Annotated in this window: 15 protein-coding genes; 10 read left to right on the forward strand and 5 right to left on the reverse strand. The window is 64.8% G+C overall.

What is annotated here, in order from left to right; translation table 11 throughout:
* Nucleotides 1–14: 14 nt before the first annotated feature.
* Nucleotides 15–653 (forward strand): Crp/Fnr family transcriptional regulator, encoded by a 639-nt coding sequence (locus KVP70_RS19745; protein ID WP_229224940.1) that lies wholly within the window; start codon nucleotides 15–17, stop codon nucleotides 651–653.
* Between the two features lie 53 nt (nucleotides 654–706).
* Here the strand turns inward: KVP70_RS19745 and ppa are convergent, their stop codons facing one another.
* Complete coding sequence (gene ppa / locus KVP70_RS19750) at nucleotides 707–1,249, reverse strand: inorganic diphosphatase (RefSeq protein WP_217943860.1); 543 nt, start codon at nucleotides 1,247–1,249, stop codon at nucleotides 707–709.
* A 417-nt stretch (nucleotides 1,250–1,666) separates the two neighbouring features.
* On the opposite strand from ppa, the gene KVP70_RS34670 reads away from it, so the two are divergent.
* The 3 genes from KVP70_RS34670 to KVP70_RS19760 all read left to right on the forward strand — a co-directional run bounded on the left by KVP70_RS34670 (nucleotide 1,667) and on the right by KVP70_RS19760 (nucleotide 2,926).
* Nucleotides 1,667–1,792: a hypothetical protein gene (locus KVP70_RS34670; protein ID WP_255575839.1), complete on the forward strand. Its 126-nt coding sequence runs from the start codon at nucleotides 1,667–1,669 to the stop codon at nucleotides 1,790–1,792.
* Between the two features lie 113 nt (nucleotides 1,793–1,905).
* Nucleotides 1,906–2,670, forward strand: coding sequence for a DUF899 domain-containing protein (locus KVP70_RS19755; RefSeq protein ID WP_217943861.1), 765 nt, complete (start codon nucleotides 1,906–1,908; stop codon nucleotides 2,668–2,670).
* Nucleotides 2,657–2,926 carry a hypothetical protein gene (locus tag KVP70_RS19760; protein WP_217943862.1) on the forward strand — a complete coding sequence of 90 codons (270 nt, stop codon included), beginning with the start codon at nucleotides 2,657–2,659 and terminating at the stop codon, nucleotides 2,924–2,926. Before KVP70_RS19755 ends, KVP70_RS19760 begins: the two co-directional genes overlap by 14 nt.
* A gap of 55 nt (nucleotides 2,927–2,981) precedes the next feature.
* On the opposite strand, the gene KVP70_RS19765 is transcribed toward KVP70_RS19760, so the two are convergent.
* From KVP70_RS19765 to hemC, 4 genes are read right to left on the reverse strand one after another with little or no spacing between them, the layout of a single operon-like run.
* The gene (locus tag KVP70_RS19765; RefSeq protein WP_217943863.1) at nucleotides 2,982–4,178 is read right to left on the reverse strand and encodes a heme biosynthesis protein HemY; all 1,197 of its coding nucleotides are present in this window, start codon (nucleotides 4,176–4,178) and stop codon (nucleotides 2,982–2,984) included.
* A 2-nt stretch (nucleotides 4,179–4,180) separates the two neighbouring features.
* The gene (locus KVP70_RS19770) at nucleotides 4,181–5,326 is read right to left on the reverse strand and encodes a uroporphyrinogen-III C-methyltransferase (RefSeq protein ID WP_217943864.1); all 1,146 of its coding nucleotides are present in this window, start codon (nucleotides 5,324–5,326) and stop codon (nucleotides 4,181–4,183) included.
* Nucleotides 5,323–6,126 carry a uroporphyrinogen-III synthase gene (locus KVP70_RS19775; protein WP_217943865.1) on the reverse strand — a complete coding sequence of 268 codons (804 nt, stop codon included), beginning with the start codon at nucleotides 6,124–6,126 and terminating at the stop codon, nucleotides 5,323–5,325. The genes KVP70_RS19770 and KVP70_RS19775 overlap by 4 nt, the downstream gene beginning before the upstream one ends.
* A 7-nt stretch (nucleotides 6,127–6,133) precedes the next feature.
* On the reverse strand, nucleotides 6,134–7,159 hold the full coding sequence (hemC, locus tag KVP70_RS19780) for a hydroxymethylbilane synthase (RefSeq protein ID WP_255575841.1): 1,026 nt from the start codon (nucleotides 7,157–7,159) through the stop codon (nucleotides 6,134–6,136).
* A 148-nt stretch (nucleotides 7,160–7,307) separates the two neighbouring features.
* Between hemC and ppc the strand changes: the two genes are divergently transcribed.
* From ppc to KVP70_RS19810, 6 genes are all read left to right on the forward strand, one after another.
* On the forward strand, nucleotides 7,308–10,136 hold the full coding sequence (gene ppc, locus KVP70_RS19785; protein ID WP_217943867.1) for a phosphoenolpyruvate carboxylase: 2,829 nt from the start codon (nucleotides 7,308–7,310) through the stop codon (nucleotides 10,134–10,136).
* A gap of 546 nt (nucleotides 10,137–10,682) precedes the next feature.
* Nucleotides 10,683–11,615, forward strand: a complete 933-nt coding sequence (locus tag KVP70_RS19790; protein ID WP_217943868.1) for an EXORDIUM family protein — start codon at nucleotides 10,683–10,685, stop codon at nucleotides 11,613–11,615.
* Between the two features lie 78 nt (nucleotides 11,616–11,693).
* Nucleotides 11,694–12,209, forward strand: coding sequence for a nuclear transport factor 2 family protein (locus tag KVP70_RS19795; RefSeq protein ID WP_217943869.1), 516 nt, complete (start codon nucleotides 11,694–11,696; stop codon nucleotides 12,207–12,209).
* Nucleotides 12,210–12,217: 8 nt separating this feature from the next.
* The gene (locus KVP70_RS19800) at nucleotides 12,218–13,171 is read left to right on the forward strand and encodes a hypothetical protein (protein WP_217943870.1); all 954 of its coding nucleotides are present in this window, start codon (nucleotides 12,218–12,220) and stop codon (nucleotides 13,169–13,171) included.
* A gap of 24 nt (nucleotides 13,172–13,195) precedes the next feature.
* Nucleotides 13,196–13,921, forward strand: a complete 726-nt coding sequence (locus KVP70_RS19805) for a DsbC family protein (RefSeq protein WP_217943871.1) — start codon at nucleotides 13,196–13,198, stop codon at nucleotides 13,919–13,921.
* An 80-nt stretch (nucleotides 13,922–14,001) separates the two neighbouring features.
* A complete protein-coding gene (locus tag KVP70_RS19810; protein ID WP_217943872.1) occupies nucleotides 14,002–15,123 on the forward strand; it encodes a PAS domain-containing sensor histidine kinase in 1,122 nt (373 codons plus the stop codon).
* The last annotated feature ends 37 nt before the right edge of the window (nucleotides 15,124–15,160 follow it).

Here is a 15,160-nt window from a genome sequence, read left to right on the forward strand (position 1 = left end):
GTGGCAAGCCAAGCATGAATGCAGATTTTATTAGACAACGTGAGCGGTTCAAGACCGCCACGATGAAGCGGATCGACGTCAGCGATGAGTCCTACAGCAACGTAACCGAATTATTGGCCGCCATCGCCAAGCCTTTCCACGTGCGCAAGGGGGAATACATGCAGCGCGCCGGCGTGCCGGCGACCCAGGTGCACTGGATCAGCAGCGGCGTGGTGCGCAGCGGTTTCTTCAACCGCGACGGCATCGAAGTGACCCTGCGTTTCTACCGCGAAGGCGAATCGGCCACCACGTTGACCGATCTGATCAGCGGCGAGACCGGCCAGCCGGCGGTGCAGTTCCTGATCGCGGAAACGCCGATCCACGGCTTTACGCTGGATTGGAAGCATTCCTGCGAGCTGCGCGCGCAGCACGAGGTGATGCAGCATTACCATCTGAACATCGCCATGCACGGTTTGCAGACGCTGGCGCAGCGCGCCTACACCAATGGCGAAACCTCGGCCCACGAGCGGCTGGCGGCCTTCCGCGAAGAGTATCCGGGGCTGGAGGCGCGCATCTCGCAGCGGGCGATCGCGTCCTACCTGGGCATCACCCCGCAATACATGTCGCGCTTGCGGCGCGAGGCCGAAGCGGCCAGCGGCGCGCCGCGCGGATAAAAAAAAGCCCCTGGCGCTGGCGCTCGGGGCTTTCTTGTTTTAGACAGCGCGAATTACGCGATGCCGTTTTCCTTCTTGTAAGCGGCGACGCTGCTCAGGATCTCTGCTTTGGCTTCGTCCGGACCGTACCAGCCGTCGATCTTGACCCATTTGCCTTTTTCCAGGTCTTTGTAGTGCTCGAAGAAGTGCTGGATCTGGCGCAGGCGCAGTTCGTTCAGGTCTTCCGGCTTCTGCCAGTGGCTGTAGATCGACAGTACTTTGTCGACCGGCACGGCCAGCACTTTGGCGTCTTCACCGGCTTCGTCGGTCATCTTCAGCACGCCGACAGGACGGCAGCGCACCACCACGCCCGGGATCAGCGGGAACGGGGTGATGACCAGCACATCGACCGGGTCGCCGTCGGCGGACAGGGTGTTCGGCACGTAGCCGTAGTTGCACGGGTAGTGCATGGCGGTGCCCATGAAACGATCGACGAAGATCGCGCCCGACTCCTTGTCGACTTCATACTTGATCGGATCGGCGTTCATCGGGATTTCGATGATGACGTTGAAATCGTTCGGCAGGTCGCGGCCGGAAGATACTTTGTTCAAGCTCATGGGATTTTTCCTCGTAAGTGCTGGCAAATGTTTAACCGCGTAATTATAGCGAAGTACAGCCTGCTTGTGCGGCGCAGCACTGCAAAACAGTTCTCCAGACCACGTTGCGCACCGTGAGCGAACTCAATAGCGAAACCCGGCAATCCGCCTAAACTGAGGATTTCGGGATCTGCATATGAAACCGACTAACAGTAAGTGGCTTACCTAGACCGCAACTAGCATGAAAAGCATTCTTAATAGCATATCGCTGCTATTCATCACTTTATACGGAGCGCTCTGCGCGCTCAACGTTGTCGCCGAGCATGACCCTCGCCTGGTCGACCCGAGCTTGATGTTCATAATCAGCATTAGCTTCTCCACCGCGTCCGTGCTTCTGGGCGTGGTAGCGTTTTATTACCTTCCGAAAGTGAGGGAGAGATGAACCTGATCCATGCCATCGTCACTGTCATCGCAATGATTGTCGGACTGGGAGTTTCGATCTGGGTGTTTCTTGAGACCGGAAAGCCGCATTCCGAAAGCAAAGCGGAAGATGATCAGTCCTGAACGTCAGAAGGCCGTAAGCGGTTTCACGACAATCTTGTTACTCACTGCGCCACTGCCAAAGGCATAGAGTTGTCCTGCAGCGCCGATCCGAGGCGCTACTACAGGAGGCAACTATGACCAGCACCACTACCGAAACCTTGAACCACACCGTCGTCTCGCCCGAACTGTGGCTGCGGCAACGCCAGAACTTACTGGCGCGCGAGAAGGAATTGACCTGCATGCAGGACCAGGTCGCCCGCGAACGCCGGGCGCTGCCGTGGGTGCGGGTTGAAAAAAACTATGTGTTCGACACGCCGCAAGGCAAGCGCACGCTGGCCGATCTGTTCGAAGGCCGGCGCCAGCTGGTGGTGCAGCACTTCATGTTCACGCCCGGCGCCGAACAGGGATGCAGCCACTGCTCTTATATGGCGGACCATACCGACGGCGCCCTCGCCCACCTGGCGCAGCGCGACGTGACCTTCGTCGCCGTCTCGCGCGCGGCGCTGGTCGACATCGAGAGATTCCGCCATCGCATGGGCTGGCGCTTCAATTGGGTATCGTCAGGGGAAGGCGATTTCAACTACGACTTCCACGTCAGCTTCCGGCCCGAAGAGCTGGCCAGCGGCGAAGTCAACTACAACTACCAGCGCCAGCCCATCAAAAACCCCGACATGCCCGGCGTCAGCGTGTTCTACAAGGATGACGACGGCGTGGTCTACCACAGCTACTCGACCTATGGGCGCGGCGTGGAGGTGATGATGCACACCTATAACTTCCTCGACCTGACCCCGCTGGGCCGCCACGAGGAAGACCTGCCCTATACGATGGCGTGGGTGCGCCACCACGACCGTTACGAGGCCGCGCCAGCTGCGGCCACGTGCTGTCATGCAGCCGCCTAAGCCGGCGCTGCAGGTCATGGCGCCGATCGCGGCCGGCCACGCCGCCTCGGCCGCCTTGATGGCAGCCGTGCACGGCGCCGGCATGATGCTGGCGCCGATGCTGGTTCCGCTGTGCGGCAGCGACGGCACCGTGCGCGAGGTGGCGGTGACGGGTTCGCAGACGCTTCTGCTGACGGCGTCCGCCATGCACGCGGCAGCGATGCTGGGCATGACCGCCGCCGTCAACGCGCTGCTGAAACGGTACTACGCGACGTAAAAAAAACCCACCTGTACTGAACGCGATCTTGAGCGCGTTCAGGCTGGTGGTTTTTTTACAGGATGGTCGCCAGCGCGCACTGGCGGTAGTGGTTGGCGGCGTCTTCCGGCTGGGCCAGCGCTTCGTGCATTTGCGCCAGCTTCAGATGGGATTCGCGCACCATGCGCGGGTCGGCGGCGTCGGACAGGGCTTGCTCCAGGTAGCGCTGCGCCTTGCCCCACAATTTCTGCTTCAGGCACAGCGAACCCAAGGTCAACGCCAGCTCGGCGTCTGTCGGACGGGTGTGTATCCAGTTTTCGCAGTGCTCGATCTGCAGCAGCAGGGCGGCCGAGCCGGCCGGCGCGGCCGCTTCGCGGTAGGCCCGCACCACGCGGTCATCCCAGTCGGCGGCCAGCGATTCTTCCGCCACCAGGCGCGCCTCGTCGTGCAGCCCGCGCGCATTGAGCGCGGTGGCGGCGCGGCAGGCCACGTAAGGCTTGACGCGGTCGGCGCCCGGCACGGTCGACCAGACCCGTTGCAGCGATTCCGCATCGTGGCCGCTGTCGGACAACATGTCGTCGTAGGCCAGCTCGCGCAGGCGCGACGACAGCGCCGGATGCAGCGCGCGGTGCTTGTCCAGCGAACGCACCAGGCGCAGCACTTCCGGCCAGTTCTTGGCTTGCTGCTGCGCCTTCAGCGACCATTGCAAGGCGTGGATGTGGCGGGTGCCGCTGGCGTTCAGTTCGCGCACCGCCGCCAAGGCCTGCTCCGGCTGGTGGTCGTCGACCAGCAGTTCGGTCATCGTCATCAGGCGCGCGGTCTTCATCGCGTTGTCGTCGCTGAGCTTGGCCAGCCAGTTGTCGCGGCGAGGGCCCTGGCGCATGCGGTGCGCGGCGCGGGCGCCGATCAGCGCGGCCACGCCGGCGTTTTCCGGCAGTTCCGAGGCGCGCATCGCGGCCTTTTCGGCATGGCCGAAGCGACCTTCGAACAAGGCCTTCAACGCTTCGCGCAGGCCCTTGTTGCCGTCACGCTCGCGCTTGCGCTGGCGGTAGGCGGCGACCTTGCCCGGCATCTTGACCGTGGCGCGGAAGGCGCGGATCACCACGTACAGGAAGGCGAACAGCGCCACTTCCAGCACCACGAAGAAGTTCAGCGACAAGTCGATCCGGTGCGGCGGGTAGAACAGCACCACATTGCCCGGATTAAAACGCGCCGTCACGGCGATACCGATGGCGGCGGCCATCAAAGCGACTATCCAGAGAAATAAACGCATGACTATGGCTTCGCTTTGTAGTTGCGCACAGCGTTCAGGCTGTCCGACAGGGTCGGCATCTCAATCGCCAGATTGCTGGTCTGCACCTGGCGCAGCAGCATCTGCACGGTCTGCGTCGATTTGGCGCGGACGTCGAAATACTTGACCAGCGCTTCCTGCGCCGCGATCAGGTCGGCGCGGAAGGCCGTCTCGTTGCGCGACAACAAGGCCATGCGCGCGTTCAGCAGGCGCAGCTTCAGGTTCTCGCGCAGGAAGTAAGCCTGGGTCGGCGACAGCATCAGCGCATCCGGTGTGGTCACGCTGCGCACGCGGATCAGCTGGCGCACGTCGTTCCACATCTCGCTGCTCCAGCCGTTCCAGGTGTCTTGCAGCGCTTGCAGCCACGGGCTGGTCTGCTCGACCGGCTCAGGCTTGCCGCCCTTGCCCACGGCCGGCTTGGCTTTGGCTTTCTTTTCCGGCGGCGCCGGCAAGGTCGGCTTTTCGTCCGACAGCATCGGCAGCGTGTCGACCTGCGCGATCACGTTGTCCAGGCGCAGCGCCATGCCCACCGAATCGACGCTCGGCAAAGCCTTCAGCTTTTCCGTATCCTTGGCGATGGCGCGGCGGATGGTGATGAATTGCGGCTTGTCCGAACGCGACAGGCTGCGGTCGGCGTTTTGCAGCGCGATCAGCGCGCCCGGCACGTTGCCGGCCAGTTGCAGCTGCTGGCTGGCGGTCGACAGCACTTGCTCGATCTCGGTCAGCGCCCACTCGTCGCGGTTCTTGGACAGGTCCTGGTACAGCTGCTCCAGCGCCAGTTGCTGGCTCTGCGCTTCCTGCTGCTTGCTTTCCAACAGGGCGACCTTGCCTTGCAGCTCCTTGCTGGTCTCCTGCACGGCGCGCGCCAGGGTGCCGGTTTCGGCATTGCTGGCGTCGCCCTTTTGCAGGCGGCGCGCCATTTCCTCGCGCAGGTTGCGCACCTGGTTGTGCGCGGACCAGGTCTGGCCGGCCAGCAAAATGGCCAGCACGACGATACCGACCAGCAGCATTTGCGGCTGTTGCACGGTTTCGAGCAGGCTCGGTTCAGGCTGCGGCTTGGCCGCAGGCGGAGTCTCGGCGGCGGCGCCGGCGGAGACGACAGGATCGGGTAAGGTAGGCAAATCGTTCATAGGCGTGATTGTAACGCGGCCAGCAGGCGTTCGTCGCCTGATCCGGTGAGCGTCAGTCGGGAAAACCCTAAATTGTTTGCCGTTTCGGCAATTCGGGCATGCGGGACGATCAAATGCTGTTGTTGCATCAACACAACACAGCTCTGCTGCGTTGCATCAGCCTGCTGCGCGTCCAGTTGCGCCAGTAGCGCGCACAGTCCGCGCAGGGCTTCGGAACTGGTGATGATCCAGTCATTTTGCTGCGCCAGCAAAGCGCGCAGCGTGGCCGCCAGCTGCGGCGTCAGACGCGGCACCGAGCGGCGGTAAGCCGGCACCACGTCGACCACGGCGCCGGCCGCGCGCAGGCCGTCGGCCATCAGCTCGCGGCCGCTTTCGCCGCGCACGATCAGCACCGGCTGGCCGCGCAGCGCGGCCAGGTCCAGGGTTTGCAGCAAGTGTTCGGAGTCGCTGTGGGCGCTGTCGGCAGGGCTGACGATATCGACCGTGGCCGGCGTCACGCCGTGCGCGGCCAGGGCGGCGCGGCTGCCCTCCCCCAGCACCGCCAGCCTGACGCCGGCCGGCCACTGCTTGATATGGGCGAAGGCGGCGTCGATGGCGTTGGGCGAGACGAAGGCCACCAGCTGGTAGCCCGGCTGCGGCGCGCACAGCCGCTCCAGCGCGGCCAGCAGGGCGGCCGGCTCGGGCAAGGGCTCGATTTCCAGCAGCGGCAACAACGTCACGTTGCGGCCCAGCGCGCTAACACGGGCCGCCAACGGCAAAGCTTGCGCCAGGGGGCGGGTGATGACGACGGCGCCGGTCATCCGCTGGTCAAGCGTCGGCGGCCGGCGCACCGCCGGCCAGCGTGGCCGAACGGGCGTCGGCGTCGGCCTGGGCGGCTTCGCTCAGGCAGGACGCCAGGATGCCGACCGCGTCCTGCGCGCGCAGCAGGTCGGCGACCTGCTGGCCCAGCGCTTCCGGATCGGCGGCGGCGCCGCGCACCTCGGCGCTGGCCATGCGGACGCCGTCCGGCGTCGCGACCATGGCGCGCAGGTGCATCTGACCGTCTTCCACCGTGGCGAAGGCCGCCAGCGGCACCTGGCAGCTGCCGCCGAACACCTTGGACACCTTGCGTTCGGCCGTCACGGCCTGGGCGGTGGCTTCATGGTTCAGCGGCGCCAGCAGCGCCATCAGGTCGATGCCATCGTCGCGCTCGGCGATCTCGATCGCCATCGCGCCCTGGCCGGCGGCCGGCAGGCTGTCGGCCGGGTCCAGCAAGGCGCGGATGCGCTGCGGCAGGCCCAGGCGCTTGAGGCCGGCGGCGGCCAGGATGATGGCCGCGTAGTCGCCGCGATCGAGCTTGCCCAGGCGGGTGTCGAGGTTGCCGCGCAACGGTTTAATGACCAGGTGCGGGTAGCGCGCCGCGATCAGCGACTGGCGGCGCAGGCTACTGGTGCCGACCACGGCGCCGGCCGGCAACTCGGCCAGCGAGGCGTAATCGTTGGAGACGAAGGCGTCGCGCGGGTCTTCGCGCTCCAGCACGGCGGCCAGGGCGAATCCTTCCGGCAACTCCATCGGCACGTCCTTGAGCGAGTGCACGGCCAGGTCGGCGCGGCCTTCGGCCATGGCGACCTCGAGTTCCTTGACAAACAGCCCCTTGCCACCCACCTTGGACAGGGTGCGATCAAGAATTTGGTCGCCTTTTGTCGACATTCCTACAATTTTAATATCGCACTGCGGATATAATAATGCCAAGCGCGCCTGTACATGCTCGGCCTGCCACATGGCAAGCCGACTTTCACGCGACGCGATCACCAAGGTGGACGGAGGATTTTGTAGTAATTCCGATATTTTCAAAACCAGTTCTTTCGCTGTAGCGGGCGCTAACCGGCGCAGGCCAGTCTCACGCGCGTGTTTAAGATCACAAATTTTATCACGCTCACCTTCTTGCAGAACCGGGCCACAAGCCTTTGCACCGACTTTTCACATCTTTGCGGCTTATCTCATGGCAAACCAATCTAGTGCAACGAACGATCAAACGGCTGAACAACCTGGCGTAGACAAAGACGCGCCACTTAAAGAAGACATCCGCCTGCTAGGCCGCCTGCTGGGCGACGTGCTGCGCGACCAGGAAGGCGAAGAAGTCTACGCCGTGGTCGAAACCATCCGCCAGACGGCGGTGCGTTTCCGCCGCGAAGCCGACGCCGGCGCCGCCAAGGAGCTGGACGGCATGCTGAAGATCCTGACGCGCGAGCAGACCATTTCCGTGGTGCGCGCGTTCTCGTACTTCTCGCACCTGGCCAATATCGCCGAAGACCAGCACCACATCCGCCGCCGCCGCGCCCACCTGCTGGCCGGCTCCAACCCGCAGCAAGGCAGCGTCAACTTCGCGCTGTGCAAGCTCAAGGAAGCCGGCGTCAGCCAGGAAACCGTGGCCACCTTCTTCCAGGACGCGCTGATCGCCCCGGTGCTGACGGCCCACCCGACCGAAGTGCAGCGCAAGTCGATTCTTGATGCGGAACACGATATCGCCCGGCTGCTGGCCGAGCGCGACCTGCCGCTGACGCCGAAGGAACAGGCCGCCAACATGCACCTGCTGCGCGCCCGCGTCGCCACGCTGTGGCAGACCCGCATGCTGCGCTACTCCAAGCTGACCGTGGCCGACGAGATCGAAAACGCCCTGTCCTACTACCGCATCACCTTCCTGCGCGAACTGCCGGGCCTGTACGACGACATCGAGTCCGACATCGCCGCCCACTATGGCGACGGCGACGGCGAAGCCAAAACCATCAGCGCGCCCTACGTGCAGATGGGCAGCTGGATCGGCGGCGACCGCGACGGCAACCCCAACGTCAACGGCGGCACCATGGAGCACGCGCTGACGCGCCAGGCCACCACCATCCTCGACTTCTACCTGGAAGAGGCGCACACGCTGGGCGCCGAGCTGTCGGTGTCGACGTTGATGATCGCCTGCAGCCCGCAGTTGCAGGCGCTGGCCGACCAGTCGCCGGACACCTCCGACCACCGCGCCGACGAACCTTACCGCCGCGCCCTGATCGGCATCTACGCCCGCCTGGCCAGCACCGCCCGCGCGCTGGGCGCGACCAACATCCTGCGCAAGGAAGTGGGCCACGCCGAACCCTATTCGGCCGCCGCCGGATTCTCGGCCGACCTGCAAGTGCTGATCGACTCGCTCAACGCCAACCACGGCGCCGTGCTGGTGCAGCCGCGCCTGTCGACCCTGAAGCGCGCGGCCGACATCTTCGGCTTCCACCTGGCCTCGCTGGACATGCGCCAATCGTCGGACATCCACGAGCGCGTACTGGCCGAGCTGTTCGTCAAGGCCGGCGGCCAGCCGGACTACCCGTCGCTGGACGAGGACGCCAAAGTGGCGCTGCTGCTGAGCGAGCTGTCGCAACCGCGCCTGCTGTATTCGCCGTACATCGCCTACTCGGCCGAGACCGACTCCGAGCTGGGCGTGCTGCGCGCGGCGCGCCAGATCCGCGCGCTGTACGGCGCCCGCGCCATCCGCAACTACATCATCTCGCACACCGAAACCGTGTCCGACCTGCTGGAAGTGCTGCTGCTGCAAAAGGAAATGGGCCTGCTGCGCATCGCCGAGCAAGAGCTGGACCTGATGGTGATCCCGCTGTTCGAAACCATCCCCGACCTGCAGCGCGCGGCCGGCATCATGGAAGCCGTGATGGCGATCCCGCTGGTCAAGGCCCTGATCGCGAAACAAGGCCAGATCCAGGAAGTCATGCTGGGCTACTCGGACTCCAACAAGGACGGCGGCTTCCTGACCTCCAACTGGGAACTGTACAAGGCCGAGACCCACCTGGTGACCGTGTTTGAAAAAGCCGGCGTCAAGCTGCGCCTGTTCCACGGCCGCGGCGGCACCGTCGGCCGCGGCGGCGGTCCGTCGTACGAGGCCATCCTGGCGCAGCCGCACGGCACCGTCAACGGCCAGATCCGCCTGACCGAACAGGGTGAGATCATCGCCTCCAAGTTCTCCAACAAGGACATCGGCCGCCGCAACCTGGAGCTGCTGGTCGCCGCCACGCTGGAGGCGAGCCTGATGCCGCAGTCGGCCGACGGCGCGCACCTGGCCCAGCTGCGCCAGTTCGAGGCCGTGATGGCCGAGATCTCCGACCGCGCCTACCAGGCCTACCGCAACCTGGTCTATGAAACCCCGGGCTTCACCGACTACTTCTTCGCCGCCACGCCGATCGCCGAGATCGCCGAGCTGAACCTCGGTTCGCGCCCGGCCTCGCGCAAGTCGACCAAGCGCATCGAGGACCTGCGGGCGATTCCATGGGGCTTCTCGTGGGGCCAGTGCCGCCTGCTGCTGCCGGGCTGGTACGGCTTCGGCAGCGCCATCGGCGCCTGGATCGCCGACGGCAAGCGCGACGAGCGCCTAGCCCAGCTGCAAGCGATGTTCCAGCAATGGCCGTTCTTCGCCACCCTGCTGTCGAACATGGACATGGTGCTGGCCAAGACCGACCTGGCGATCGCCTCGCGCTACGCCGAGCTGGTGCAGGACAAGGAACTGCGCGAACGCATCTTCAAGCGCATCACCGACGAGCACGCGAGCACGTTGGCCATCCTGCAAAGCATCACCGGCGCCACCGAGCGCCTGGCCGGCAACCCGCTGCTGGCGCGTTCGATCCAGAACCGCTTCGCCTACCTCGATCCGCTGAACCACTTGCAGGTCGAGCTGATCAAGCGCCACCGCGCGCTGTCGAGCGAGCCGGGCAAGGCTGACGAGCGGGTCCATCGCGGCATCCACCTGTCGATCAACGGCGTCGCCGCCGGCCTGCGCAACACCGGCTAAGCCGCCACACCACAAACCACACCCCGCGCCGCAAGGTCCGGGGTGTTTTTTTTGCACGTTTGTTATGAAACGAAAAAAAACCTACCGCCTGTCAAAACGTTGTCAACCAGTGATGGTTTTCAGCATGGACAGATTAGCTATCATTTAGGAAAGGTGTATGGATTTTCAGACATACCGGACGAAATACCGCTGACAACACGAAACATTTCAGTAGAATTAAACACAGCTGTTCGAACCTTTATAACGATATAAACAATATTTCCGCCAGCGCCATAAGTGCCACGCGGAGCGGAACGGCAACATCTGACCCGGAGAGTTCATATGAAGTTGAGTACCCGTCGCCTGCTGCACACGGATAGCCCCGCCGTCAACCACCAAGCGCTCTTGCTCTAGAGCCACTCCCCCCCCCTTTTTGACGCTTGCCAGCATGGCGGGCGTTGGAAGCGTGCGCGCCGCGCCTGGCTGCAGTCTTGCGTAGCGACGCATAAATCAGATCGTCCCCCAGGACGACTTTATTCAGTTGACACACCTTTTGGAGAGATCACCATGACATTCAGCCGTAAACTGACCATGCTGGCAGCCTGCCTGGCCTGTGTATCCGCCGCTCACGCCGGCGCCATCAAGGAAGACAAGGACTCCCTGTTCAAACCGACCGGTAAAGGCTGGGGCGAGCTCGACATCGACACCATGAGCCGTCCGGAACGCGCCGCCACGCTGCGGGCGCAACGCAGCGCCAACCTGACCTACCAGGGCGGCCCGGTGATGGTGGCGCCGACCAAGGTGTACTACATCTGGTACGGCTCGGCCTGGGATAGCGCATCGCAAAATGTGCTCAACAATATCGCCTCGCACATCGGCGGTTCGCCTTACTTCAACATCAACACCACCTACTACAACGCCAGCAATACCCACGTGGTGAACCAGGTGACCCTGGCCGGCAGCACCGCCAACTCCGGCACGCTGGGCGCCAAGCTGACCGACGCCAACATCCAGACCGTGGTGACCAGCGCCATCAGCTCCGGCGCGCTGCCGCTGGACTCGAACGCCATCTATTTCGTGATGACCGACAAGAACACCACCGCCACCTCGGGCTTCTGCACCCAGTACTGCGGCTGGCACACCAACACCAACTTCAACGGCCAGAACATCAAGTACGCCTTTGTCGGCAATCCGGAAACCCAGTGCGCGTCCGCTTGCGGCGCGACCACGCCGAGCCCGAACGGCACGCCAGGCGCGGACGCCATGGCCAGTATCTTCGCCCACGAGCTGGAGGAAGCGGTGACCGACCCGGATGGCAACGCCTGGTACTCGACCCAAAGCGGCATGGAGAACGGCGACAAGTGCGCCTGGAACTTCGGCACCACCGCCACCGCATCGAACGGCGCCAAGTACAACCAGACCTTCGGCACCATGAAGTATCTGATCCAGCAAAACTGGGTGCTGCAGCCTAGCCAGGCGTGCGCGCAGCACTATCCTTGAGCGGGCTAGTACAATCACTCTGAACTGATCCAGGCCGCCGCAGCGCAGCGCGGCGGCCGCCCACCCCTTGGAATGTTCATGCAAAAGACTGCTTTGATCGGGCCGGCGCTGCTGGCCCTGGCAATGACCGCAGCACAAGCCGCGCCGCCGCGCACCGTGCCGACCGTCACCCGCACGGTACAACTGTTCAGCACCCTGGAAGGCGACTGGCTGGACGCGGTGCACCAGCGCGACGCCGAAGCTCTGAAAAAAATCGTCGCGGACGAATTTGAACTGCGCAGCGCCAGCGCGCCCGGCCGCCCCACCGCGCGCGCCGAATGGCAGCAGCAGGCCTTCGCCGCGCCCGCGCTGGAGTCGAGCATCGAGCAAATGGCGGTGCACGAATATGGCGAGCTGGCGGTCGTCAGCTTCATGTGGAAGATCGCCGCGCCGAAGCACAGCGCCGTGCCGACCCAGGTGTTCGTGGTCGATACCTGGAAGCAGATGGAAGGCGGCTGGAAGGCGGTGGCCCGATACGCCGCCACCGTCGATGGCGCCAGCAAGGCGGTGCCGGGTTCCGACCTGGCGGCGCCGGCCATCCATAAAAAATACTGAAGCCGGCCATGACGACATCCCAGCACCAGGGCCGCTACTGGCTAGGCGCGGCCGCCCTGGCCGGCGTGGCGCTGGCATGGTACTGGCCAGCCGCCGACAAGCCGCCGGCGGCGCAGCCAGCCGCCGCACCGGCGTGGTATGACCGCATCGGCGCCAGCACCGTGGGCAGCGGCCTGCCGCAGCCGAGCGAACTGGCGCTCGACGATCAACTCGCCCCGTCGGCGCTGGCGACCGATGCCGCCGGCAATCTGGTGGTCGATCGGCCGCTGCGCATGCTGTTCGAATTCTTTCTGGTGCGCGCCGATGGCGCCGACCTGAATGCGCGCGCCGACCAATTGCGCGCCTATCTGGACCGGCAAGTCAGCGGCGCCGCTGGCGTCCAGGCCAAGACGCTGGCCAGCCGCTATGCGGCCTACGTGCGCGCGCATGACGAGCTGCTGGCCGGCCAGCGCATCGCACTGGCCGCCGGCGCCGCCCCCAGCGCGCAGCAGGTGGAACAGCTGGCGACGTGGCAGCAACAGCGCGCGCGCCTGCGCCAGAGCAGCTTCGGGCCGGCCTTGGCCGAGCTGTGGTTCGGCGCCGACGATGCCGAACTGGCGCAGGCGCTGGCCGGACTGCGCGAGCGCGCCGCGCCAGCCGCCATCCCGGCCGCAGCCGATGGGGGCGAGGCCGAGCCCGATTCCAACACGCTGCGCGAACGCCGCCTGCACGGCGCCACGCGGGACGCGGCGCGCGACAACGACAACAGCGAACTGCTGGCCGCCGCCACCCTGAGCTATGAAGCGGCCGCCGGCGAAGAGCGCCAATGGCGCGCACACTATCTGCGCTATCGGGCCGACGCCGCCCGCCTGTCCGCCGCCCCCGGCAGCGACGCGCGCCGGCTGCAGCTGGACGCACTGCAGGCACGGCATTTCCCCACCGAGCGCGAGCGCATCCGCGCGCGCGCCAGCGGCATCGAATAAGCTCATCCGACAGGAACCCACCCTATGAAGCAAAGCACCGCGCTGCTGCTGGCAGCGAGCCTTCTGGCGCTGTCCGCCGCCAACGCCGAGACACCGGCGGAAGCCCGCATCAAGGCCCTGATCACGCCCCGCCTGGGCGTCAACATCAAGGTTGATTCGGTGACCAGGACGCCGTATGGCGGCTTGTATGAAATCAGCACCAACGGCGACATCTTCTACACCGATGAAAGCGCGCGCTATCTGTTCATCGGCAAAGTGGTCGACACCGGCGACAACTACCAGGACCTGACGCGGGCCCGGGCCGACCAGCTGGCCGGTATCCGTTTTACCGACCTGCCGCTGGCGGCCGCGATCAAGACCGTCAGGGGCGATGGAAAACGCGTGATGGCGGTGTTCGAAGATCCGAACTGCCCGTACTGCCGCAAACTGCACCAGACGCTGGAAGGCATCGACAACGTCACCATCTACACCTTTCTGCTCAATATCCTGTCGGACGACTCGGCGTTCAAATCCAGGGACATCTGGTGCGCCGCCGACCGCGCCAAGGCATGGCACGACTGGATCGTCAACACCAAGGCCGCACCGGCCGCGCCGGCCGCCTGCCCGACACCGAACGAGCAGGTGCTGGCACTGGGCAAGAAACTGCATGTGGCCGGCACGCCGACCGTCTACTTCAGCGACGGCTCGCGCACCGGCACCGCGTTCGACCGCCAGGCGCTGGAAGCGAAGCTGAACGCGACGTTAAAGTAGCACCATTTTTATTTCCTTAAGGATTGGTCAAACTGGCAATTTTGGCATTAGAATGTCAAAAAACTACTTTTGTCCTCAACATGAAAAGCTTGATCGACTCGCTGGGCAAATCGGAAATCGACAGTGTGGTTTCCCTCCTTCAAGCCGGCATCAGCGGCGCCGCGCCGGCCGCCGGCGAACTGCACAACATCATCGCGGTCATGCCGCTGGCCCTGTTCATCAAGGATGCGCAATCGAGGGTCGTGCTGATGAATCCGGCCTGCGAGGCCCTGTGGGGCATCGCCTTCGCCGACATCCACGGCACCGATGGCGCCGCCTTTTTCCCGGCCGATCAAACCGCCTACTTCCTCAAGCACGACCGCATCGCCTTCGACAGCGGCCAGAACACAGTGTACGAAGAACAGCTGTGGCACGCCGGCCGGGCCGAAAACCGCTGGATGCAAACCTACAAGCAACCCACCTACGACGAATTCGGCCAGCCCAAGCTGCTGATCGCCATGTGTGTCGACATCACCGAGCGCAAGCTGGCGGAATCGGCTTTGCAGAGCTCGCTGCAAGAGCTGCGCGCCCTGTCCGAGCACCACCACACCTCCAAGGAAAGCGAGCGCCGCCGCATTGCCCAGGACGTGCACGACGACCTGGCGCAAAACCTGCTCGCGCTCAAGCTGGACGTGACCACCCTGTACCGGCGCACCGCCGAGCACCAGCCGCTGCTGCACCAGCGCGCCGCGCAGGCGCTGCATACGCTCGACGCCAGCATCCTCGCGGTGCGCGAACTGATCAACGAACTGCATCCCAGCATGCTGGAGCTGGGCCTGTCGGCCGCCATCGAATGGCGGATGCAGCAGCTGGAGCGCCGCCGCGGCCTGCAGTGCCGGCTGGAGCTGATCGAAGACAGCGCCATGCTGGACCAGCGCCAGGTCACGGCGATCTACCGCATCATGCTGTCGGCGCTGAGCTATCTGTGCGAGCAAAGCGGCACGCGCACTGTGCAAGCCACGCTCAACCTGCGGCCGGAGCAGCTGTCCATCGTGATCAGCGGCGACGGCCAGCCCGAGCAGCAATCGCCGCGCGACGCGCTCGACCTGGGCGCCATCCGCGCCCGCCTGGCCGACTTCGGCGGCGAGCTGGCGGTGGCGCAGCTGCCCGGCGCCGGCACCGTGCTGCGCATGAACTTGCCGGGCAAGCCCTCTGCCGGTTAACGGATGCGCGGCGCGGCCGGGCGATGCTATGCTGCGC

Source organism: Duganella violaceipulchra, assembly GCF_019166075.1.
In the GTDB taxonomy this organism is placed as follows: domain Bacteria; phylum Pseudomonadota; class Gammaproteobacteria; order Burkholderiales; family Burkholderiaceae_D; genus Rugamonas; species Rugamonas violaceipulchra.